Here is a 22317-nt window from a genome sequence, read left to right on the forward strand (position 1 = left end):
CCCGCCCTGTTAGACTTTGCCCCTGAATTTCATCCACCCTCGCCCGTCTTCCAGGATTCTTGATGCCCCGTTTGCTTCTTCGCCTGTCTGCACTCTTGATGGCCGTGAGCCTGAGTGCCTGCGATGACGCCCCGCCGCCGACGTTTACCCAGGCCGAGCCCGGTGAAGCCCGTTCGGGGGGCAGCACCACGGTGCGCAAGACCGACCAGAATGCCTTTTCGCTGCCGTCGGCCAACCTGGCACCAACCCGCCGCCTGGACTTCAGCGTCGGCAACAGTTTTTTCCGCAATCCATGGGTGATCGCCCCGGCCACCACCACCGCCCGCGACGGGCTGGGGCCGCTGTTCAACACCAATGCTTGCCAGAACTGCCATATCAAGGACGGGCGCGGCCATCCGCCCGCGCCTGAGGCCAACAATGCGGTGTCGATGCTGGTACGCCTGTCGATCCCGGATTCGCCGCCCTATGCCAAGGTCATCGAACAGTTGGGGATCGTGCCCGAGCCGGTGTATGGCGGGCAGTTGCAGGACATGGCCGTGCCCGGTGTCGTCCCGGAAGGCAAGGTGCGGGTCGACTACACACCGGTCAACGTCACGTTCAATGACGGTACGGTGGTGGAGTTGCGCAAGCCGAGCCTGCAGATCACCCAGCTCGGCTACGGGCCGATGCACCCGGATACGCGGTTTTCCGCCCGTGTAGCACCGCCGATGATCGGCCTGGGCCTGCTCGAAGCCATCAGCGACGCGGACATCCTGCAAAACGCCAGCAAACGCCCGGACAAAAACGGCGTGCTCGGCCGCCCGAACTGGGTCTGGGACGATGCCCAGCAAAAAACCGTGCTCGGGCGCTTTGGCTGGAAAGCCGGGCAGCCGAACCTCAATCAACAAAATGTTCACGCGTTCTCTGGTGATATGGGCCTGACCACCAGCCTGCGGCCCATGGACGACTGCACCGACGCACAGGTTGCCTGTAAGCAGGCGCCCAACGGCAACGGCGAAAATGGCGAGCAGGAAGTCAGCGATAACATCCTGCGCCTGGTGCTGTTCTACACCCGGAACCTGGCCGTGCCCGCCCGACGCGACGTCAACGCGCAACAAGTGCTGGACGGCAAGAACCTGTTCTTCCAGGCCGGTTGCCAGGCATGCCACACACCGAAGTTCACCACCGCCAGCAATGCCGCCGAACCGGAGCTGGCCAACCAGGTCATCCGACCGTACAGCGATTTGCTGCTGCACGACATGGGCGAGGGCCTGGCCGATAACCGCAGCGAGTTCAAGGCCGGTGGCCGCGACTGGCGCACGCCGCCGTTGTGGGGCATTGGCCTGACGCAAAACGTCAGTGGCCACACCCAGTTCCTGCATGACGGCCGTGCCCGCAACCTGCTCGAAGCCGTGCTGTGGCACGGCGGTGAGGCCCAGGCGGCGCAGCAACAGGTGTTGTCTTTTAATGCGCAGCAGCGAGCAGCATTGCTCGCGTTCCTGAATTCTCTATAAGCTTTGCCCCAATTATTGAAGGGAGCTCGACATGTTCCGTCCCAAGTTGTTGTTCACCAGCCTGGCCGCCCTGGCCCTTGGCGCCTGCTCGCCGCAGGATCCGCAAGCGGTCACCTCGGCAGCCATCGCCAAGCAAGTGATCCTGCCGACCTACAGCCGCTGGGTCGAAGCTGACCGGCAGTTGGCCGTCAGCGCCCTGGCTTACTGCCAAGGCAAGGAATCCCTGGAGACCGCCCGCGCCGACTTCCTCCACGCGCAAAAAGCCTGGGCCGAGTTGCAACCGCTGCTGATCGGCCCGCTGGCTGAAGGCAATCGCGCCTGGCAGGTGCAGTTCTGGCCCGACAAGAAAAACCTCGTCGGCCGCCAGGTCGAGCAACTGGCCACTGCCCAGCCACAGATCGACGCCGCCGCCCTGGCCAAGTCCAGCGTGGTAGTGCAAGGCCTGTCGGCCTACGAATACATCCTGTATGACGCCAAGACCGACATCGCCAACGACGCCCAGAAAGCCCGCTACTGCCCGCTGCTGATGGCCATCGGCGAGCGCCAGAAGCAATTGGCCGAAGAAATTCTGGCCAGCTGGAACAGCACCGACGGCATGCTCGCGCAGATGACCAAGTTTCCTAACCAGCGCTACGCCGATTCCCACGAAGCCATCGCCGAACTGCTGCGCGTGCAGGTCACGGCCCTGGATACCCTGAAGAAAAAACTCGGCACGCCGATGGGTCGCCTGTCCAAGGGTATCCCGCAGCCATTCCAGGCCGATGCGTGGCGCAGCCAGTCGTCCCTGCAAGGCTTGCGAGCCAGCCTCGCGGCGGCCCAGACCGTGTGGGTCGGGGTCGACAACAAAGGCCTGCGCGGCCTGCTGCCTGCCGACCAGAAACCTCTGGCCGAAAAGATCGACGCCGCCTACGCCGCCGCCCTGAAGCTGTTCGACAGCAACCAGCGTTCGCTCAATGAACTGCTGGCCGACGACGCCGGGCGCGAGCAACTCAACGCTATCTACGACAGCCTCAACGTGGTCCACCGCCTGCATGAAGGCGAACTGGCCAAGGCGCTGGGCATCCAACTGGGCTTCAATGCCAACGACGGTGACTGATGATGCTCAGGCGACAGGCTTTGGCCATCGGCAGCGTGCTGCTCAGTGCAATCACCCTGGGCGGCTGGACGCTGTTCAAGCGCAAGGGCGACAGCCCGCTGTTGCTGTCGGCCCGGGATGATGCCGACGGCAAGCACTACGCCGTGGGCTATCGCCTGGACGGCAGCCAGGTGTTCGCCACCCAGGTTGGCCAGCGTTGCCACGACATCATCAACCACCCGAGCCTGCCCATCGCGCTGTTCGTGGCGCGCCGTCCGGGCACCGAGAGCTACCTGGTGGACCTGCGCGACGGCACGCTGCTGCAAACCGTGACGTCCCAGGCCAACCGGCACTTTTATGGGCATGCAGTCATCCACAAGAGCGGCGACTGGCTATACGCCACGGAAAACGACACCACCGACCCCGGTCGCGGCCTACTGGGCGTGTACAGGTTCGAAGGTGAGCGCCTGGTACACAGCGGGGAGATGTCCACCCACGGCATCGGCCCGCACCAGGTGTCGTGGATGCCCGATGGCGAGACTCTGATCGTGGCCAATGGTGGCATTCGCACCGAGGCCGAAAGCCGGGTCGAGATGAACCTCAACGCCATGGAGCCGAGCCTGGTGCTGATGCAGCGCGACGGCACCCTGCTGAGCAAGGAAACCCTGAGCCAGCCAATGAACAGCGTGCGCCATATGGGGATCGCCAGCGATGGCACGATCCTCACCGGGCAACAGTTTATGGGGCCTTCCCAGGAGCGTTCCGAACTGTTGGCGATCAAGCGTCCGGGGCAACCGTTCGTGGCGTTCCCGGTGGCCGATGAGCAATTGCAGGCCATGGGGCACTACACCGCCAGCGTGGCCGTACACAGCGAGTTGCGTCTGGTGGCACTGACCGCGCCACGGGGCAATCGCTTCTTTATCTGGGACATGGACAGTGGCGAACTGCGCCTGGACGGGCCGTTGCCTGACTGCGCCGGCGTCGGCGCAGTGGCCGACGGGTTTGTCGTGACCTCTGGCCAGGGTCGTTGCCGTTTCTACGATTGCCGGCAGCCCCAACTGGTGGCCAAGCCCCTGGATCTGCCAGCTGGGTTTTGGGATAACCACCTGCATCTGATCTAAAACCACTGTCGCGCTCCCGGGCCCACACCTGGGAGCCGACTCACCAGAAAAACCCTACGCAACCTGTGAAAAAACCCCGCCACGGGGACTACTCATCTCACAGACACGTCCGACTTTCCGCCTTATAGCACTCGCCTTTCTGATGAAGACTGCCTGGCTCATCGTGCCAGCGAGCGCCCCTGCGCGCGCCCTCCGCACCCTGTCACCTTCACAAGGAAGCAACTATGCCGGGCCGCCGGATGATTACCATGCTCAGCATCGTACTGCTGGTCGTGCTGATGCTCGCCAGCTATAAAGCGTTCTGGGTTTACCAACAGCTGCAGCTGCTGCATGCGCCAAAGCCGCCCGTCAGCGTGGCGGTGGCAACCGCCCTCGAACAACCCTGGCAGCGCCAGTTGCCCGCCGCTGGCACCCTCAAGGCATTGCAGGGCATCAACCTGAGTATCGAGGTGCCCGGCGTCGTCACCCAGTTGCACTTCGACTCCGGGCAAGTGGTCAAGCAAGGGCAAACCCTGCTGCAACTTGAGAATCAGGCCGAGCAGGCCGCGCTGGACGTGGCCCTGGCGGACCGCAGCCTGGCCCGGCAGAACTTCCAGCGCGGCCGCGAGCTGGTGGCGATCAACGCCATCTCCCAAGAGGAGTTCGACCGACTGTCCGCCGAGTTCAACCGCAACAATGCCGTCGTTGAACAACGTCGCACGGCGCTGGACAAAAAACGCATCGTCGCCCCGTTCAACGGCACCCTTGGCATCCGCCAAGTCAACATCGGTGACTACCTGCAAAGCGCCACCGTGATCGCCAGCCTGCAGGACGCCCATAGCCTTTACGTCGATTTCCACATCCCCGAGCACGCGGTTCAACTGATCAAGATCGGCCAGTCCGTGCGCATTGAAGTCTCGGCACGCCCAGGACTTTCCAGTCTCGCCACCATTAGCGCCATCGACCCCATCGTCGACACCCACACGCGAAATGTGTTGGTACGCGCCACCCTGACTCATCCGCCCGCCGACCTGTTGCCGGGTATGTTCGCCCACTTGCAGGTGCTGCTGACGAACCCGGGTTTGCATATCGTGATCGAGGAGAGCGCAATCGCCTACAGCCCCTATGGCCAGTATGTGTACGTCGTAGCCCCGCGCAAAAACAGCGAAGGCCGTGACGAGCTGGATGCCGAGGGCAAGCCGCTGCTGATCGCCGAACAACGCCTGGTCGAAACGGGCGAGCGACGCGATGGCACCATCGTGATTGCCAAAGGGCTGGCCAAGGGCGAACAGGTCGTTACTGCCGGCCAGATCAAATTGCAAAACGGTACCCCAGTGCGCATCAGCATCCACCGGAACCAACCTGATGAGCGTCCACTGGCGGCCCAACGGGAGAACGAAAAATGACGTTCACCGACCTGTTTATCCGCCGCCCCGTACTGGCCCTGGTGGTCAGCCTGTTGATCGTGTTGCTGGGCTGGCAGGCCTTTGGGCAATTACCATTGCGCCAATTCCCGCAGATGGAAAGTGCGCTGGTCACGGTGACCACGGTCTCTCCAGGCGCCAGTGCCGAGACCGTGCAGAGCTACATCACACAACCTCTGCAGAAAAGCCTGGCAAGCGCGCAAGGCATCGACTACATGCGCTCCACCAGCCGGCAGAACGTGTCGATTATTTCCATCTACGGGCGGGTCGGGGCCGACAGCGACCGGTTGTTCACCGAGCTGTTGGCCAAGACCAATGAAGTAAGGAACCAACTGCCTCGGGACATAGAGGATCCGGTGCTGAACAAGGTCGCGGCGGATAACACCGCGCTGATGTACCTGGGTTTTTCCAGCGACACCATGAACAATGCGCAAATCACCGACGTCCTGCTGCGTGTGATCCAGCCTCGCCTGGTGACTCTGCCGGGCATGGCCGAGGCCCAGATCATCGGCAACCAAAGCTTTGCCATGCGTATCTGGCTTGATCCGCTGAAACTCGCAGGCTTTGGTTTGAGCGCCAGCGATGTGACCCAGGCCATCAAGCGCTACAACGTACAGTCCATTGCCGGCGACGCTACAGGTGAATTGGTCGTTACCAGTGTCACGGCCAATACCGAACTGCAGTCGGTTGAAGGCTTCCGGGCCATCACCTTGAAAACCAACGGCGACAGCCAGGTCCGCCTCGGGGATGTGGCGCGGGTGGAGCTGGGAGCGCAGAACTACGACAGCTTCAGTTCATTCAATGGCCTGCCCGCGACCTACATCAGCATCAAGCCGACCCCCGACGCCAACCCGCTGGAGCTGGGCAAGCGCGTACGCGAACTGATGCCCCTGCTGCAGGCGCAGTTACCGCCTCATGTGCAAGCCGATATCGCCTACGACTCGACGTTGTACATCAACGCCTCTATCGACCATGTGCTGTCGAGCCTGCTGGAAGCCATCCTGATTGTGGTGTTGGTGGTGTTCCTGTTTCTGGGCTCTTTGCGCGCCGTGGTGATTCCCGTCATCACCATTCCCCTGTCGCTGGTCGGCACGCTGTTCTTCATGCAACTGATGGGCTACTCGATCAACGTCCTGACGCTGCTGGCCATGGTCCTGGCCATTGGCCTGGTGGTGGATGACGCCATTGTGATGATGGAGAACATTCATCGGCATATCGAACGAGGCAAGTCGCCCCTTGAGGCCGCGATCAAAGGCGCGCGGGAGGTGTGCGTGCCGGTCATTTCGATGACCATTACCCTGGCCGCGGTGTATGCGCCCATCGGTTTCCTGCAGGGGTTGACCGGGGCGCTGTTCAAGGAGTTTGCCCTGACCCTGGCCGGGGCCGTGGTGATTTCCGGTATCGTTGCGCTGACCCTGTCACCGATGATGTGCGCCCTGTTATTGCGCCCTGAAGAACAGCCACGGGGCCTGCCCCTGGTCCTGGACCGGCTGTTCAACCATCTGAAGCAGCGTTACCAGCGCCGCCTGCATCAGATCATGGAGGCGCAGTCGGTGGTCATCGTGTTCGCCCTGCTGATCCTCGGCCTGATTCCCGCCATGCTCACCTTCACCCTCTCCGAGCTGGCCCCCGATGAGGACCAGGGCCTGATCTTTATCCTCGCCAGCGCACCGCAGCCGAGCAACCTGGCCTACCTCAACCGTTACACCCAGGACTTCATCGCGCTGTTCAAGACCCTGCCCGAGTACCAGGCCTCGTTCCAGATCAATGGCCTCGATGGCGTGCATTCGGGGGTGGGCGGTTTCCAACTGCGCCCGTGGGACCAGCGCGAGCGCACGCAGATGGAGGTGCTGGCGCCGCTGCGCAAAAAGCTCGACAGCATCCCCGGCCTGCAAGTATTTGCCTTTAACCTGCCGTCCTTGCCGGGTACAGGCGAAGGCCTGCCTTTTGGTTTTGTCATCAGTTCCCAGCAGGACCACAAGTCGATGCTGGCGGTGGCCGAGCGCGTCAAACAGCGGGCCATCGACTCCGGGAAGTTTGCCTACGTGGATATCGACCTGGCCTTCGACCGGCCCGAAGTAGTGATCGACATTGACCGGGCCAAGGCCGCGCAAATGGGCGTGTCCATGCAGGACCTGAGCCTGACCCTGGCGACCCTGCTGGCTGAAACGGAAATCAACCGCTTCAGGATTGATGGCAATCTGTACAAGGTCATTGCCCAGGTCGAGCGCACCTACCGCGACAACCCGGACTGGCTGAGTCACTACAACGTCAAAAATGCCAAGGGCCAATTACTGCCCCTGTCGACGTTGATCACCGTCTCCAGCCAACAGGTACGCCCGCGACAGTTGAACCAGTTCCAGCAGCTCAATTCGGTGCTGGTCTCGGCTTACCCGATTGTCGGTATGAGCAACGCCCTGGAGACCGTACATGCCATCGCCCAGGAAGAGGCTCCGGCGGGCTACACCTTCGACTACAGCAACGCCACGCGCCAGTTTGTGCAGGAGGGCAATGCGCTGTGGGGTACGTTCGGCCTGGCGTTGGCGATCATCGGCCTGGTGCTGGCGGCCCAGTTTGAAAGCCTGCGTGACCCGCTGGTGATCCTGGTGACGGTGCCGCTGTCGATCTGCGGGGCATTGATTGCGCTGTTCCTCGGCTGGTCGACCCTGAACATTTACACACAAATCGGCCTGGTCACGCTGATCGGCCTGATCAGCAAGCACGGCATCCTGATCGTCGAGTTCGCCAACCAGTTGCGCAAGGAGCAGGGGCTGTCGGCGCGTGCCGCCATCGAAGAAGCCGCCGCGATCCGCTTGCGGCCGGTGCTGATGACCACCATCGCTACCGTGCTGGGGGTGATCCCGCTGGTGTTTTCCAGCGGTGCCGGCGCGGTCAGCCGGTTTGATATCGGCATGGTGATCGCCACCGGCATGTCGATCGGGACCTTGTTCACTTTGTTCGTCCTGCCGTCGGTGTATACGGCGCTGGCCAAGCGCGACATGCCCGCACCCTGACCTCATATGGGAAAGGCCTGACACCCCTTTCCCTATTCCCCTACGCCTTAAAACCATTGCGCTTGAGCCTGCCCGCGAACGCTGAAATTTACCAGTTGGAATCCCCCCGAAACTCGGAGTAATGTGCCGAATCGTTCGTCTTCGTCTGCCTCAGTTTTTTCCAAGGAACCGGAATATGCTGCGTCGTCGCATGCTGATCATGTTGGCCGTTGTGCTGCTCATCGTCCTGCTGCTGGGGGGCTATAAAGCCTTTTCCATCTATCAGCAGATCCAGGTCTTTTCCGCGCCCAAACCGCCGATCAGCGTGGCGGTGGCCACCGCGGTCGAACAACCGTGGCAACAGCGCCTGCCGGCGGTGGGTACGCTCAAGGCCTTGCAGGGGGTGAACCTCGCCCTGGAGATTGCCGGCACGGTCAAGGACGTGCAGTTCGAGTCGGGGCAGAAGGTCAAGTCCGGGCAGCCGCTGGTGCGGCTCGACAGTGCGGTGGAAGACGCCCTGCTGCAAACCGCCCAGGCCGACCTGGGTCTGGCCCAGCTCGATTACGGGCGCGGCAGCCAACTGGTGGGCAGCCAGGCGATCTCCAAGGGCGAGTTCGACCGGCTCTCGGCGCAACTGCAAAAAAACAAGGCCACGGTCAACCAGCTCAAAGCGTCCCTGGCCAAGAAACACATCGTCGCGCCGTTCAGCGGCACTATCGGCATTCGTCAGGTCGATGTGGGCGACTATCTGGCCAGCGGCACGGTGATTGCCACCTTGCAGGACCTGAGCAGCCTCTATGTGGACTTTTATGTGCCCGAGCAGTCGGTGCCCAAGCTGGCCGTGGGCCAGGGGGTACAGGTGCAAGTCTCGGCCTACCCGAAACTGACCTTCCCCGGCACCCTCAGTGCGATCAACCCGAAAGTCGAGAGCAGCACCCGTAACGTGCTGGTTCGAGCGACCCTGGCCAACCCGGACAATAAACTGCTACCGGGCATGTTCAGCAGCCTGCAAGTGCTGCTGCCCGACCCGCAAGCGCAGGTGGTGATACCGGAAAGTGCCATTACCTACACCCTCTACGGCAACTCAGCCTACGTGGTAACACAGAAAAAGACCGAGGACGGCAGCCTCGAAAAAGATGCCAACGGTCAACCGATCCTGATCGCCGAACGGCGCTTTATCGAAACCGGCGAACGGCGCGATGGCCTGGTGCTGATCACCAAAGGCCTGAGCAGTGGCGAGCAAGTGGTCAGCGCCGGGCAGATCAAGCTCGACACCGGTGCGCATATCGCCATCACTGCGGATAAAAACCTGCCGGCCGCCCCTGGCCAACCTCCGCGCAACGACGGTTCAAGGAACTGAGCCATGGCGTTTACCGACACGTTTATCCGCCGCCCGGTGCTGGCCATGGTGGTCAGCCTGCTGATCGTGCTCCTGGGTTTCCAGGCCTACAGCAAACTGCCACTGCGCCAATACCCATCCATGGAAAATGCCCTGATCACGGTGACTACCGCGTACCCCGGGGCCAATGCCGAGACGATCCAGGGCTATATCACCCAGCCGTTGCAGCAAAGCCTGGCAAGTGCCGAAGGCATCGACTACATGACCTCGGTCAGTCGCCAGAACTTCTCGGTGATTTCCATCTATGCGCGGATCGGCGCCAACAGCGACCGGCTGTTCACCGAGCTGCTGGCCAAGGCCAACGAGGTCAAGAACAAACTGCCCCAGGACGCCGAAGACCCGGTGTTGAGCAAGGAGGCCGCAGATGCCTCGGCGCTGATGTACATCAGCTTCTCCAGCCAGCAACTGAGCAACCCGCAGATCACCGACTACCTGTCGCGGGTGATCCAGCCCAAGCTGGCGACCCTGCCCGGCATGGCCGAAGCCGAGATCCTCGGCAACCAGGTATTTGCCATGCGCCTGTGGCTGGACCCGGTCAAGCTCGCGGGCTTTGGCCTGAGCGCCAGTGACGTCACCGATGCCGTGCGCCACTACAACTTCCTCTCCGCCGCCGGCGAAGTGAAGGGCGAGTACGTGGTCACCAGCATCAACGCCAACACCGATTTGAAGACCGCCGAGGCCTTCGCCGCCATCACCGTGAAGACCGATGGCGACAGCCGGGTGCTGCTGGGCGACGTGGCCCGGGTGGAAATGGGCGCGGAAAACTACAACGCCATCAGTTCCTTTGGTGGTACGCCTTCGGTGTACATCGGCATCAAGGCCACGCCCAGTGCCAACCCGCTGGATGTGATCAAAGAAGTACGCAAGCTGATGCCGGAGCTGGAATCCCAGTTGCCGCCCAATCTCAAGGCAGAAATCGCCTACGACGCCACGCTGTTTATCCAGGCGTCCATCAACGAAGTGGTCAAGACCCTGTTTGAAGCGGTGCTGATCGTGATCGTCGTGGTGTTCCTGTTTCTCGGGGCGCTGCGCTCGGTGGTGATCCCGGTGGTGACCATCCCGCTGTCGATGATTGGCGTGCTGTTTTTCATGCAACTGATGGGCTACTCCATCAACCTGCTGACACTGCTGGCGATGGTGCTGGCCATCGGCCTGGTGGTGGATGATGCCATTGTGGTGGTGGAGAACATCCACCGCCATATTGAAGAAGGCAAGACGCCACTGGACGCTGCGCTGGAAGGCGCGCGGGAGATTGCCGTGCCGGTGGTGTCGATGACCATCACCCTGGCGGCGGTGTATGCGCCCATCGGTTTCCTCGAGGGGCTGACCGGGGCGTTGTTCAAGGAGTTCGCCCTGACCCTGGCCGGTGCGGTGGTGATTTCCGGCATCGTCGCCCTGACCCTGTCACCGATGATGTGCGCCCTGCTGTTGCGCCACGACGAAAACCCCACGGGCCTGGCCCATCGCCTGGACCGCATCTTCGAAGGCCTCAAGCGCCGCTACCAGACAATGCTGCACGGCACATTGAACACCCGGCCGGTGGTGATCGTATTTGCCCTGATCGTGCTGTGCCTGATCCCGGTTTTCCTCAAATTCACCCAGTCGCAACTGGCCCCGGATGAAGACCAGGGCATCATCTTTATGATGGCCAGCGCACCGCAGCCGACCAACCTGGACTACCTGAACACCTACACCGACGAGTTCATCACGATCTTCAAGGACTTCCCGGAGTATTACTCCTCGTTCCAGATCAATGGGTTCAACGGGGTGCAATCGGGTATCGGCGGCTTCCTGCTCAAACCGTGGAACGAGCGCGACCGCACGCAGATGCAGATCCTGCCTGAGGTACAGAAACGCCTGGAGCAGATCCCCGGCTTGCAGGTATTCGGCTTCAACCTGCCATCACTGCCCGGTACCGGCGAAGGCCTGCCCTTCGGTTTTGTGATCAACACACCCAATGACTATGAGTCGTTGCTGCAAGTGGCCGACCGCGTGAAGAAACGGGCCATGGAGTCGGGCAAGTTCGCCTTTGTCGATATCGACCTGGCATTCGACAAACCCGAGGTGGTGGTGGACATCGACCGCGCCAAGGCGGCGCAGATGGGGGTGTCGATGCAGGATCTGGGCAGCACCCTGGCGACCTTGCTGGCGGAGGCGGAAATCAACCGGTTCACCATTGATGGGCGCAGCTACAAGGTCATCGCCCAGGTCGAGCGGGCCTACCGGGACAACCCCGAGTGGCTGAACAGTTACTACGTGAAAAACACCCAGGGCGAGCTGTTGCCGCTGTCGACCCTGATCAGCATCAGTGACCGCGCGCGCCCGCGCCAACTGAACCAGTTCCAGCAACTCAACTCGGCGCTGATCTCGGGCTTCCCGATTGTCAGCATGGGCGAGGCCATCGACACCGTGCGCCAGATCGCCATCGAAGAAACCCCGGCCGGCTACGCCTTCGACTACAGCGGCGCCTCACGCCAGTTCATCCAGGAAGGCAGCGCGCTGTGGGTCACCTTTGGCCTGGCGTTGGCCATCATCTTCCTGGTGCTGGCGGCACAGTTCGAGAGCTTCCGTGACCCGCTGGTGATCCTGGTGACGGTGCCGCTGTCGATCTGCGGCGCGTTGATCCCCTTGTTCCTGGGTTGGTCGAGCATGAACATCTACACCCAGGTGGGGTTGGTGACGTTGATCGGGCTGATCAGCAAGCACGGGATCCTGATCGTCGAGTTTGCCAACCAGCTGCGCAAGGACAAGGGCCTGACGCCCCGTGAAGCGGTGGAAGAAGCGGCGGCAATTCGCCTGCGCCCGGTGTTGATGACCACGGCAGCGATGGTGTTTGGCATGGTGCCGTTGATCTTTGCCACAGGGGCCGGGGCGGTCAGTCGGTTTGATATCGGGATGGTGATTGCTACGGGGATGTCTGTGGGTACGTTGTTTACGCTGTTTGTGTTGCCGTGTGTTTATACGTTGTTGGCCAAGCGTGAGGCCTTGGCGGCGGCGGATTGATTGAGTACCTATCCGTTTCTGCGCCCCCCTGTGGGAGCTGTCTCGCCCTGCGAGGCTGCGATAGCGGTGTGTCAGACAACATAAGGCTAGCAGTGCCGGCGCCATCGCTGGCAAGCCAGCTCCCACACCCACCGGGGAACGCGGCTTCGCGCTCGGGTTCTACTGTGGCTCTGCTTTTGATCTTGATCTGAGGCGCCCCGCCAGGGCTGAGCGTATAGCCGCCATCCCAGACCAAGAACGCCGCAACACGTAAAAAAACAAAAGGCCCCGCACTGCGGGGCCTTTTACAGGGGCGTCAATCTCTTCAACTCGCAGGCCTCATCCCTTGGGACATCCCAAACATAAACAGCAAAAGCTGATGATCAGGCTGCGTGCCCCCCGTGGTCTTGGCGATCCGCGGCACCGGGCATTGCCCGCCGTTGTGCGCCGCGCTGAGGACTTCTGTGCGGGGCTGCTCCCAGGCAGCCAGGGCCAGGGAGGCGATGCCCAAGGCCCCCAACAGAAACAAACCTCGTGCTATTTCTAGCTTCATTAGGTTAAACCCTTGATAGCGCTGCCAAACGCCGCTTCGTAAAAGTAGCTGAGTTTTTGCCAGTCGGCGGCATTCCACGACGAATGGCGCCGCAACTGCTGCATGTCATGGTCAGCGGCCCGGCGGGCGGTCAAGCGTTGGCGACTCTTCTCGAGATCCAGCAGCGCCACTTCGACCGTCGCGCCCTCTGCCGCCCCGCTGACCCGCACAAAAATATGCTTGCTGTACAGGCAGCCATGCTGCCAGCGCCCCTTGTGCATGCGCGCCAGGGTTTGCGCCAACTCAGCTAGCAGGCGCTCATGCACCAGTTCCCCACATTGCGCACGGCCATCGGCGGCGTACCAGCTGTCGATATCCACAAAGCCATCCAAAGCCGCCGTCACCAGCAAAGCCTTCCACTGTTGGTCCGGATCACGACGGGCGCCACAGAACACCAGTTCCGGAACCCCCACATCGAGCAAGCGCAGGCCCCTGAGCGCATCGCGCTCGCGCAACACCGTGGGCCGCCCAAAAGGATGCAGCCAACTGCGATAGGTGTGACCTGTCTGGCGCTTGCTGTAGAGCAAGCGCCCATTGGTGCCGATTACCCGCTGTACGCCGCTTTCGCCCCCTCGACGCCGATTGGGCTCCTCGACCCACTCGCCCTGCTGCCGCCAGAAGTAATCGAAGCGCTCTTCGGGAGCTACGTGACTGCCTGCTACGTACTCAACTGCCATCCTGCTACCTCTTGCGCAATACATACACCCGCCACATGGCGTACAGCGGTATGAAGTCCAAATACTCCTGGACACGAAAACCAGCTTGCTCAAACTCAGCCTCAACAGTAGCAGCCGGTAACACAAAACGATTTCGGTAACTCTCCTGCTCACTTTTGTTGCGGCGCTGCAATTCCAGGCGCTTGCGTTTCCAGGCCTTGAAGTTGCCATCCACCCACAACGAAATGATCACACTATCGCGGGTAACCCTTTGAAATTCCTTCAATAAAGCCAGTCGATGCGCCGGGTCGCCGATGTGGTGCAGCAGACGCATGCAGAAAATGCTGTCCACTGCGTTGTCTGGCAGGTCGATATCAAACGCTGATGTCTGCAAGGGCCGTACCCGCTTGAGCACATCCGCCGGTTGCGACGCAGTGGCGATGCTTAACATGGCCTCGGAATTGTCCGCGCCGATAATCACCCGGTTGGGCTTTTCGGCCAGCAGTGGCCAGAAACGCCCGACACCGCACGGCAGATCCAACACCAGGCCAGGCTCACCGGCCATCGCCAGCGCACCGCGGGCCAATTGCTCATCCCGTTTGTGCGACAGCCGCCGCGCCAACTTGCCCTGATGTTTAAGCAGATATTGTTGAGCGTGCCGGTCGTCGTACTTGGCGGAAAATTCAAGTTTGATAGGGGTAGCCATCCACAGATCTCCTAGACTGATGCCTGCAACCTTAAGCAGTCGCACGTCATCCGCAGGTCAACCCTTTGTGAAAAAAACGTCCCGTCTAACCCTAAAGAATTACAAGGTTTTACAGGGAAAAAGCATGGCATGAAGCCATCCTCGCCGAACAGGCGGGAATCTGCCCCTGGGGAAGGGGCAGGAAAGGGCTCAGGATTTGACCTGATTCAATTCAACATGGAAGCGACAACCACTGGGCTCCATGGTACTGAGGCTGACCACCCAGCCCTGGCTCTCGCAGATGCGCTGGACCAGTGACAAACCCAGGCCCAGGCCGTCACCGCGTTTTTCGTTACCGCGTACAAACGGCTCGAACATAGCCTCGCGCTTGTCTTCGGGAATCCCCACCCCGCTGTCTTCCACTACAAAGCCGGTAGGCTCCAGGGTCAGGCGGATAAACCCGTGTTCGGTGTAGTGCAGGGCGTTGCGCAGCAGGTTGCCCATGACCGCATGCAGGAAGGTGGCGTTGTAGCGGGTGTCGAGTGGGTTGCCCGGCAGGTAGAACAACTCGATGCCCTTGCGCTCGATAGGTTCGCGCCAGATCCCCAGCAAGCCCTCCGCAACCTCGGAGAGGCTGACCTGGGGCGACATCGTGGTGTCGTCATGCTGGGCACGGGCCAGCATCAGGAAGGTCTGCACCAGCTCGCGCATTTCCTCGCAGGCCCGGGCGATACGCTCGACCTGTTTACGCCCCCGTGAATCAATCGCCGGGTTTTCCAGCAGCAGTTCGCAGGAACTGGCCAGCACCATCAAGGGCGTGCGCAGTTCATGGCTGACATCGCTGGTGAACAGGCGCTCACGGGTCAGGGCCTGGCGCAGACGGCCAAGGGTGGCGTCGAAGGCCACTGCCAGTTCGCCCACTTCGTCGGCCGCATAGTCCGGCGCCAGCGGCGGCGCCAGCCCCAGTAATTGGTCACGATGCCGCACCTGGCGCGCCAGGCGCACCACCGGTGCCATCACCTTACGGGCAAGGACCCAGCCGAGGAATACCGCCAGTGCCAGGCTGAGTACAAACCCTACCAGCACCACTGCAAACAACACGCGCTCGCGCTCTTCGAAATCGCTCTGGTCTTGCAGCAGGACATATCGACGGCCGTCGACGATCTCGACCATGGCATGGTAGGAAAGCGCATCGCGAAATACTTCGTGAAAGCCGGCGTCCAGATGCCGCAAGTCCTTGGGCAGTTGGAAATCCCCGCGTCCGCCGCTGAAATAGAACAGCTGGTCCGGCTCGGGACGGTGGCGCCAGTCTTCGACACTGTCCATCAACAGCAGACGCTGCAGGTCGCCGCCCAGCCCCGCCGAAATCAGTTTTTCTTCCACCAGGTGCACCGTGGCGACGATGCCCATGGCGAAGGCCCCCGCCACCAGCGCGCTCATCAGCGCAAAGGCGATGATGATCCGCTGGGCAAGGCTTTGCTTAAACTCCATCACGCCCCTCGGCCAAGCGATAACCCACGCCATGCACGGTTTGCAGCAAGGGTTTGGCAAATGGCTTGTCGATCACTTGGCGCAGTTGGTGGACATGGCTGCGCAGGCTGTCGCTGTCCGGGCAGTCATCGCCCCACAGGGCCTCTTCAAGCACTTCGCGGCGCAGGACATGCGGGCTTTTCTGCATCAACACCGCGAGCAGTTTCAGGCCGACAGGGTTGAGCTTGAGCAGGCGCCCTTCGCGGGTCACTTCCAGGGTGTCGAGGTCGTAGGACAGATCGCCGACTTGCAGCTCCCGCCGGCCGCCACCCTGGGCGCGACGCAGCACGGCTTCGATACGTGCGGCCAGTTCCGACAGGGCAAACGGCTTGAGCAGATAGTCATCGGCCCCCGACTTGAAGCCTTGCAGGCGGTCGTCCAATTGGTCGCGGGCGGTGAGCATGATCACCGGTGTGTCGCGGCGCGCGTCTTCACGCAGGCGTTTGCACAGGGTGTAGCCATCAATCCCAGGCAGCATGATATCGAGCACGATCAGGTCGTAATGCTCGGTGGCCGCCAGGTGCAGGCCAGACAAACCGTCCTGCGCACAGTCCACGGTATAGCCCTTGAGTCCGAGGTAATCCGCCAGGTTGGCCAGAATATCGCGGTTGTCTTCAACCAATAAAATTCGCATGGGCAGTGTCTCCGTACGCGGTAACGGCCGTGTTGGCTCGCGCAGCTTAAGGCCAAGTATGGCTTACCGCTAGGCCTGAACGGTCAACCGATTACTGTTTTCAATCGATAAAAAAGCCCCGCCTGATCACTCAGGCGGGGCTTTTATGCATCGGGGGTAAGGCTGGCTTACATCATGCCGCCCATGCCACCCATGCCGCCCATGTCTGGCATACCGCCGCCAGCCGAGCCTTCTGCTTTCGGCTTGTCAGCGATTGCAGCTTCGGTGGTCAGGATCAGGCCACCGATGGAGGCTGCAGCCTGCAGCGCGGAACGAGTCACCTTGGTAGGGTCCAGGATGCCCATTTCGATCATGTCGCCGTAGACGCCAGTCGCAGCGTTGTAACCGTAGTTACCTTTGCCGTTCTTGACTTCGTTGACTACAACGCTTGGCTCGTCGCCGGAGTTGGCAGCGATCTGGCGCAGCGGTGCTTCAACAGCACGACGCAGCACAGCGATACCGACGTTCTGGTCAGCGTTGTCGCCGGTCAGGTTGGTCAGGGCTTCCAGAGCACGGATCAGCGCAACGCCACCGCCAGGTACCACGCCTTCTTCAACGGCCGCACGGGTTGCGTGCAGGGCGTCTTCAACGCGGGCTTTCTTCTCTTTCATTTCAACTTCGGAACCAGCGCCAACCTTGATCACTGCAACGCCGCCAGACAGCTTGGCCAGGCGCTCTTGCAGTTTTTCACGGTCGTAGTCCGAGGAAGTCTCGGCAACCTGGGCACGGATCTGGGTGATGCGCGCCTGGATGTCCTGCTCAACGCCAGCACCGTCAACGATGATGGTGTTTTCTTTGGAGATGGTCACGCGCTTGGCGCTACCCAGGTTTTCCAGGGTGGCGCTTTCCAGGCTCAGGCCGATCTCTTCGGAGATTACGGTACCGCCGGTCAGGACGGCGATGTCCTGCAGCATGGCCTTGCGACGATCGCCGAAGCCTGGAGCCTTGACGGCTGCGACTTTAACGATACCGCGCATGTTGTTCACAACCAGAGTCGCCAAGGCTTCGCCTTCAACGTCTTCGGAAACGATCAGCAGTGGACGGCCGGCTTTGGCAACGGCTTCCAGTACTGGCAGCATTTCGCGGATGTTCGAGATCTTTTTGTCGACCAGCAGGATCAGCGGGCTGTCCAGCTCGGCAACCATGGTCTCTGGCTTGTTGACGAAGTACGGGGACAGGTAGCCACGGTCGAACTGCATGCCTTCTACAACCGACAGTTCGTTTTCCAGGCCAGTGCCTTCTTCAACGGTGATCACGCCTTCTTTACCGACTTTTTCCATGGCTTCGGCAATGATGTCGCCGATGGAGCTGTCGGAGTTGGCGGAGATGGTACCTACCTGAGCGATAGCCTTGGTGTCAGCGCATGGCTTGGACAGGTTTTTCAGCTCAGCAACGATGGCGATGGTCGCCTTGTCGATGCCGCGCTTGAGGTCCATCGGGTTCATGCCGGCAGCGACGGCTTTGTAGCCTTCGTTGACGATGGCCTGAGCCAGAACGGTGGCGGTGGTGGTGCCGTCGCCGGCGTCATCATTGGCACGGGAGGCAACGTCTTTGACCAGCTGCGCGCCCATGTTTTCGAAACGGTCTTCCAGTTCGATTTCTTTGGCGACCGAAACGCCGTCCTTGGTGATGGTCGGAGCGCCGAAGCTCTTCTCGATGATCACGTTACGGCCTTTCGGGCCCAGGGTCGCTTTTACTGCGTCAGCCAGGATGTTGACACCGGTGAGCATTTTCTTACGGGCGGAATCGCCGAATTTAACTTCTTTAGCAGCCATGATCGATATTCCTTAAATACTTTGTAGTAACGGGAAAATGAGCGGGGAATCAGCCTTCCAGTACAGCGAGAATCTCGTTCTCAGCCATAACCAGCAGGTCTTCGCCGTCGACTTTCACAGTGTTGCTGCCGGAGTAAGGACCGAATACAACCTTGTCACCGACTTTAACGGCCAGCGCACGCACTTCACCGTTTTCCAGAGTCTTGCCTGGGCCTGCAGCGACGATCACACCGTGGTTGGCTTTTTCAGCAGCCGAACCTGGCAGAACGATACCGCCAGCGGTTTTCTTTTCTTCTTCGCTGCGACGGATAACGACGCGGTCGTGCAGAGGACGAAGCTTGCTCATTGTCGATCTCTCCTAATTGTAAGTTTCATCGGCCGGTATCAGTACCGGCGGGTGGTATTCCGGCGGTGCCGGTCGCGGTTCGCCAAGCGAAACGCGGAAGTCTGTCTGGTGTCGCCACCAGAAACCTTGCGGTGACCGTTACATAAGGGCGTATATGCTTATTACAAGGGCCGCAGATGAAAATTTTTGTGTCAGCAGGGCACCCGAAGGTGCCCTGCCAGGGATGGCGTTACTTGGAGTCGCGGTGCTCGAACTCACCTTCGATCACATCACCTTCACGCCCCAACGGCTGGCGAGGTGCCGGGCCACCACGAGGCTGCAGGTCATCGGCAAACGCACGCTGGCGGATCGCCGCTTCTTCGGCACGCTGGCGCAGCTTGCCTGCCAGCAAGCGCCGGGTGAATGGCAGCAGCAGGATCAAACCCAGCACATCGCTGACAAAACCCGGCACGATCAACAGGCCACCGGCCAAAGCCATCATCAAGCCTTCAAGCATGGTCTGGGCCGGCAACTCGCCGCGATTCAGGCTTTCACGGGCACGCAGTGCTGTGGCCAGGCCGGCGATACGCAGCACGAACACGCCGAGCATCGAGCCGAGAATAATCAGCAGCAGCGCCGGGAAAAACCCTATAGCACCGCTGACCTTGACGAATACGAACAGCTCCAGCACCGGAAACAGCAGAAAGAGCAATAAAAAAGGGCGCATCAAATGGTTCCTCAACGCAAGAATGCCTTGCTACTAGACCCTAGATGACGTCGCCCTTTCGTGAATTCAAGCTTGCGAGGTGGCTTTTTTCGGCCAAGCCTCGGCGTGAGCCAGGAAAACCAAGGCCTCGCGCACTTGTGTCGGCGTGTTGCAAGTATCCGCAAAGGGCAACCAGTGCAGGCCCTGACCGATGCGCAGGTGCATGCCTTCGCTGTCGATACCGGCCAGTTGCGCCGGCTCGGACGTCGGCAGGCCGGCCAGTTCGACATAGTGGGCGATGGCCTTGGTGTGATCGCTGTTCATGTGCTCGATCATGCTCAACTCGGCCTTGCCGGCGAACGGGTTGGCCAGGGTCAACTGATCGACCCAGTGGATCGCCCCAAAACCGCCGATGTAGCGATGCCGCACCGGCTTGAGCACCCAGAAATCGAAGTCATGGGCCTTGTGGTAGTTGGCCGAGTCCGGGAAATACCGGTAGTAGCGTTCGGCGGCGGCGGCAATGGCCGCCTCGTCCTCGAGCTTTTCGGCTTCGGCGAGATAGGTCAGGCGCCCGACAGCTTGCACATCATCAGCCTCGCGCTCGCCCACCAACAGCGAGCACTTGGGGTCTTTTTGCAGGTTGTGGGTGTGCTGGGCAATACGGCTGATCAGGATCAGCGGCCGGCCTTCGGCATCCAGGCAATAAGGCACCACCGAACCAAAGGGGAAGCCGGGCATGGCCTTGGAGTGGGTGGCCAGCGCCCCACGGTATTCCTTGAGCAGTAGTTCTCGTGCATTCTTGGCAACGTGGACGCTCAATTTATGACTCCTTCGATAAATTCCGTCAGAAAACGGACTGGGGCAACCGCTCAAATCTGCTCATAGGACATGCGAATGCATCTCAACGACAAAGTAATCATTATCACCGGCGGTTGCCAGGGCCTGGGCCGCTCCATGGCCGAGTATTTTGCAAGCAAAGGTGCCCATCTGGCACTGGTGGACCTCAATCAGGAAAAGCTCGATGCGGCCGTGGCTGCCTGCCAGTCCCATGGTGTCACCGCGCGCAGCTATCTGTGCAATGTGGCAGATGAAGACCAGGTGACTCATACCGTAGCGCAGATCGCCGAGGATTTCGGCGCGATCCACGGTTTGATCAACAACGCCGGGATCCTGCGTGATGGCCTGCTGCTCAAGGTCAAGGACGGCGAGATGACCAAGATGAGCCTGGCCCAGTGGCAGGCGGTGATCGACGTCAACCTGACCGGCGTGTTCCTCTGCACCCGCGAAGTGGCAGCAAAAATGGTGGAGCTGAACAACCAGGGCGCCATTATCAACATCTCGTCGATCTCCCGCGCGGGTAACGTGGGCCAGACCAACTATTCGGCGGCCAAGGCCGGCGTGGCCGCGGCGACGGTGACCTGGGCCAAGGAACTGGCGCGCTATGGCATTCGCGTGGCGGGTATTGCGCCGGGCTTTATCGAGACCGAGATGACACTGGGCATGAAGCCTGAAGCGCTGGAAAAGATGACTTCGGGGATCCCGCTCAAGCGCATGGGCCGCCCGGAAGAAATCGCCCATTCGGCGGCGTACATCTTCGAGAACGACTATTACACCGGGCGCATCCTGGAGTTGGATGGTGGGCTGCGGTTGTAACTGACACCGCGAAATCCCATGTAGGGCGGCTTGTGGGGGAGCTGGCTTGCCTGCGATAGCATCGCCTCGGTAATACTGAGAAACCGCGGTGGCGCTATCGCAGGCAAGCCAGCGCCTACATTCCAGTTACCAGGTCACGCCAAACCCTGCGGTGTAACGGGTCTTGCTCAGGTCGCTGTCCGAGCCGCCACTGATGATGTCGCGCTCGGCCTTGAGATTGAGCGAGGCCCATTCGGTGACTTTGTAGCGCAGGCCCATTTCGGCATCGAGGGCGTAGTCGGCCGGACCGGCCAGGGGTTTGCCCACTTCGCCGTTGGTGAAGAACTCCACGGTCTTGCCGATCAGGTAGCGGTTGTAGTCCCACTTCATGGCCAGGGAATAGAAGTTGTCCTTGCCGCCGTCCTGGTATTCATAGTCAGTGCGGTTGAGCAGCGAGCCCAGGGAGAACGCTCCCAGCTCATCGTCCCAGAACTGATAACCCGGACCGGTACCGACCGTGCGCTGGCGACGCAGGTCTTCAACCCTGTCGTGCTTGTACGTCAGGCGCCCCTGCCAGAACCACTGGTCGGTAATAAAGCGGTCCAGCGCGTACTCGGCGCTCCAGTTGTCGGTGGTGACCACATCGTTCTGGAATTCGCGGTTGTATTCGCCCTCGGCAATATGCCGCCACTTGCCGTGACGGGCGGTGGTCTTGAAGTCGATGTCGTAGTCGTCGGTGTCTTTTTCCGCACGCTTGTAGTCCAGCGCCACGTCGACATTACCCTTCCACACCAGATCCTCGATCACCGGTTTTGGCTTGATGATCTGCTGGATGCTGGCCAACTCCACCGTCTTGGGAGACTCGCCGTTGGCCAGGATCACCTTGCCGTCCTCGGCCGGGTGCAGGGACTTGGCCTTCTCGCCGGTGTAGGCGTCTTGCTTGACCAGCAGCTCCTGGTCGCTTTCCAGGGTTTTCACCTGTTTCCAGTCCACCGGGATCGCCCCGGCGTATTCAGTCTGGATCAACAGCTTGCCGCCGTCGAAAACCTTGATCTTGCCGGTCAGGCGATCACCGTTTTTCAACCAGATGGTATCGGCCAGCACAGGGGTAGAGGCAGTAAAAACAGCGAGGCACAGCAGGGTTCTGGACAACATAAGCGGTTACGGGGCTCAAGTTTGGCGAAAAAAGGGGCATTATCGGCGTAGCTGACGTCTTAGCAAGGACTGACTCAAGGTTTTCTATTGAGTTCAATTCTCAACGCCATCTTTACAGACGT

The 22317-nt window shown here is 60.8% G+C and carries 18 protein-coding genes; 8 read left to right on the plus strand and 10 right to left on the minus strand.

The window, feature by feature from the left end:
* The first annotated feature begins 62 nt into the window (after positions 1-62).
* From HU773_RS21845 to HU773_RS21875, 7 genes are all read left to right on the plus strand, one after another.
* A complete protein-coding gene (locus tag HU773_RS21845; protein WP_057958652.1) occupies positions 63-1493 on the plus strand; it encodes a di-heme oxidoreductase family protein in 1431 nt (476 codons plus the stop codon).
* Between the two features lie 31 nt (positions 1494-1524).
* Positions 1525-2589, plus strand: a complete 1065-nt coding sequence (locus HU773_RS21850; RefSeq protein ID WP_057439384.1) for an imelysin family protein — start codon at positions 1525-1527, stop codon at positions 2587-2589.
* Between the two features lie 2 nt (positions 2590-2591).
* Positions 2592-3689, plus strand: a complete 1098-nt coding sequence (locus HU773_RS21855) for a DUF1513 domain-containing protein (protein ID WP_057958650.1) — start codon at positions 2592-2594, stop codon at positions 3687-3689.
* Positions 3690-3913: 224 nt separating this feature from the next.
* The gene (locus HU773_RS21860) at positions 3914-5074 is read left to right on the plus strand and encodes an efflux RND transporter periplasmic adaptor subunit (RefSeq protein ID WP_128593246.1); all 1161 of its coding nucleotides are present in this window, start codon (positions 3914-3916) and stop codon (positions 5072-5074) included.
* Positions 5071-8106, plus strand: coding sequence for a multidrug efflux RND transporter permease subunit (locus tag HU773_RS21865; protein ID WP_057958648.1), 3036 nt, complete (start codon positions 5071-5073; stop codon positions 8104-8106). The genes HU773_RS21860 and HU773_RS21865 overlap by 4 nt, the downstream gene beginning before the upstream one ends.
* Before the next feature lie 175 nt (positions 8107-8281).
* Complete coding sequence (locus HU773_RS21870; RefSeq protein ID WP_186625488.1) at positions 8282-9445, plus strand: efflux RND transporter periplasmic adaptor subunit; 1164 nt, start codon at positions 8282-8284, stop codon at positions 9443-9445.
* A 3-nt stretch (positions 9446-9448) separates the two neighbouring features.
* The gene (locus tag HU773_RS21875) at positions 9449-12487 is read left to right on the plus strand and encodes a multidrug efflux RND transporter permease subunit (protein ID WP_057958646.1); all 3039 of its coding nucleotides are present in this window, start codon (positions 9449-9451) and stop codon (positions 12485-12487) included.
* Positions 12488-12791: 304 nt separating this feature from the next.
* On the opposite strand, the gene HU773_RS27515 is transcribed toward HU773_RS21875, so the two are convergent.
* From HU773_RS27515 to HU773_RS21915, 9 genes are all read right to left on the minus strand, one after another.
* Positions 12792-13019 carry a hypothetical protein gene (locus HU773_RS27515; protein ID WP_057444708.1) on the minus strand — a complete coding sequence of 76 codons (228 nt, stop codon included), beginning with the start codon at positions 13017-13019 and terminating at the stop codon, positions 12792-12794.
* Positions 13019-13735, minus strand: coding sequence for a lipopolysaccharide kinase InaA family protein (locus HU773_RS21880; RefSeq protein WP_120734046.1), 717 nt, complete (start codon positions 13733-13735; stop codon positions 13019-13021). The genes HU773_RS27515 and HU773_RS21880 overlap by 1 nt, the downstream gene beginning before the upstream one ends.
* Positions 13736-13739: 4 nt before the next feature.
* Entirely contained in the window at positions 13740-14420 is a 681-nt protein-coding gene (locus HU773_RS21885) for a class I SAM-dependent methyltransferase (RefSeq protein ID WP_186625490.1), read from the minus strand.
* A 189-nt stretch (positions 14421-14609) separates the two neighbouring features.
* Positions 14610-15890 (minus strand): sensor histidine kinase, encoded by a 1281-nt coding sequence (locus tag HU773_RS21890; RefSeq protein ID WP_057439379.1) that lies wholly within the window; start codon positions 15888-15890, stop codon positions 14610-14612.
* Complete coding sequence (colR, locus tag HU773_RS21895; RefSeq protein WP_029295378.1) at positions 15880-16563, minus strand: two-component system response regulator ColR; 684 nt, start codon at positions 16561-16563, stop codon at positions 15880-15882. Before colR ends, HU773_RS21890 begins: the two co-directional genes overlap by 11 nt.
* Positions 16564-16730: 167 nt before the next feature.
* Positions 16731-18377 carry a chaperonin GroEL gene (gene groL / locus HU773_RS21900; RefSeq protein WP_057439378.1) on the minus strand — a complete coding sequence of 549 codons (1647 nt, stop codon included), beginning with the start codon at positions 18375-18377 and terminating at the stop codon, positions 16731-16733.
* Between the two features lie 49 nt (positions 18378-18426).
* On the minus strand, positions 18427-18723 hold the full coding sequence (locus HU773_RS21905) for a co-chaperone GroES (protein ID WP_017846112.1): 297 nt from the start codon (positions 18721-18723) through the stop codon (positions 18427-18429).
* A 229-nt stretch (positions 18724-18952) separates the two neighbouring features.
* Positions 18953-19429 carry an FxsA family protein gene (locus HU773_RS21910; RefSeq protein WP_057439377.1) on the minus strand — a complete coding sequence of 159 codons (477 nt, stop codon included), beginning with the start codon at positions 19427-19429 and terminating at the stop codon, positions 18953-18955.
* Positions 19430-19495: 66 nt separating this feature from the next.
* Positions 19496-20227, minus strand: a complete 732-nt coding sequence (locus tag HU773_RS21915; protein ID WP_057958642.1) for a HugZ family pyridoxamine 5'-phosphate oxidase — start codon at positions 20225-20227, stop codon at positions 19496-19498.
* 75 nt (positions 20228-20302) lie between these two features.
* Between HU773_RS21915 and HU773_RS21920 the strand changes: the two genes are divergently transcribed.
* The gene (locus tag HU773_RS21920; protein WP_057958641.1) at positions 20303-21061 is read left to right on the plus strand and encodes an SDR family oxidoreductase; all 759 of its coding nucleotides are present in this window, start codon (positions 20303-20305) and stop codon (positions 21059-21061) included.
* A 126-nt stretch (positions 21062-21187) separates the two neighbouring features.
* Here HU773_RS21920 and HU773_RS21925 read toward each other — a convergent pair whose 3' ends face one another.
* Positions 21188-22195: a DUF481 domain-containing protein gene (locus HU773_RS21925; protein WP_057958640.1), complete on the minus strand. Its 1008-nt coding sequence runs from the start codon at positions 22193-22195 to the stop codon at positions 21188-21190.
* Between the last annotated feature and the right edge of the window lie 122 nt (positions 22196-22317).

The organism is Pseudomonas shahriarae (assembly GCF_014268455.2).
Lineage (GTDB): Bacteria > Pseudomonadota > Gammaproteobacteria > Pseudomonadales > Pseudomonadaceae > Aquipseudomonas > Aquipseudomonas shahriarae.

Bases quoted from the DNA above. Each gene is read 5' to 3' on its own strand.
- HU773_RS21845 (WP_057958652.1), top strand. From the start codon at position 63: ATGCCCCGTTTGCTTCTTCGCCTGTCTGCACTCTTGATGGCCGTGAGC.
- HU773_RS21850 (WP_057439384.1), top strand. From the start codon at position 1,525: ATGTTCCGTCCCAAGTTGTTGTTCACCAGCCTGGCCGCCCTGGCCCTT.
- HU773_RS21855 (WP_057958650.1), top strand. From the start codon at position 2,592: ATGCTCAGGCGACAGGCTTTGGCCATCGGCAGCGTGCTGCTCAGTGCA.
- HU773_RS21860 (WP_128593246.1), top strand. From the start codon at position 3,914: ATGCCGGGCCGCCGGATGATTACCATGCTCAGCATCGTACTGCTGGTC.
- HU773_RS21865 (WP_057958648.1), top strand. From the start codon at position 5,071: ATGACGTTCACCGACCTGTTTATCCGCCGCCCCGTACTGGCCCTGGTG.
- HU773_RS21870 (WP_186625488.1), top strand. From the start codon at position 8,282: ATGCTGCGTCGTCGCATGCTGATCATGTTGGCCGTTGTGCTGCTCATC.
- HU773_RS21875 (WP_057958646.1), top strand. From the start codon at position 9,449: ATGGCGTTTACCGACACGTTTATCCGCCGCCCGGTGCTGGCCATGGTG.
- HU773_RS27515 (WP_057444708.1), bottom strand. From the start codon at position 13,019: ATGAAGCTAGAAATAGCACGAGGTTTGTTTCTGTTGGGGGCCTTGGGC.
- HU773_RS21880 (WP_120734046.1), bottom strand. From the start codon at position 13,735: ATGGCAGTTGAGTACGTAGCAGGCAGTCACGTAGCTCCCGAAGAGCGC.
- HU773_RS21885 (WP_186625490.1), bottom strand. From the start codon at position 14,420: ATGGCTACCCCTATCAAACTTGAATTTTCCGCCAAGTACGACGACCGG.
- HU773_RS21890 (WP_057439379.1), bottom strand. From the start codon at position 15,890: ATGGAGTTTAAGCAAAGCCTTGCCCAGCGGATCATCATCGCCTTTGCG.
- colR (WP_029295378.1), bottom strand. From the start codon at position 16,563: ATGCGAATTTTATTGGTTGAAGACAACCGCGATATTCTGGCCAACCTG.
- groL (WP_057439378.1), bottom strand. From the start codon at position 18,377: ATGGCTGCTAAAGAAGTTAAATTCGGCGATTCCGCCCGTAAGAAAATG.
- HU773_RS21905 (WP_017846112.1), bottom strand. From the start codon at position 18,723: ATGAGCAAGCTTCGTCCTCTGCACGACCGCGTCGTTATCCGTCGCAGC.
- HU773_RS21910 (WP_057439377.1), bottom strand. From the start codon at position 19,429: ATGCGCCCTTTTTTATTGCTCTTTCTGCTGTTTCCGGTGCTGGAGCTG.
- HU773_RS21920 (WP_057958641.1), top strand. From the start codon at position 20,303: ATGCATCTCAACGACAAAGTAATCATTATCACCGGCGGTTGCCAGGGC.
- HU773_RS21925 (WP_057958640.1), bottom strand. From the start codon at position 22,195: ATGTTGTCCAGAACCCTGCTGTGCCTCGCTGTTTTTACTGCCTCTACC.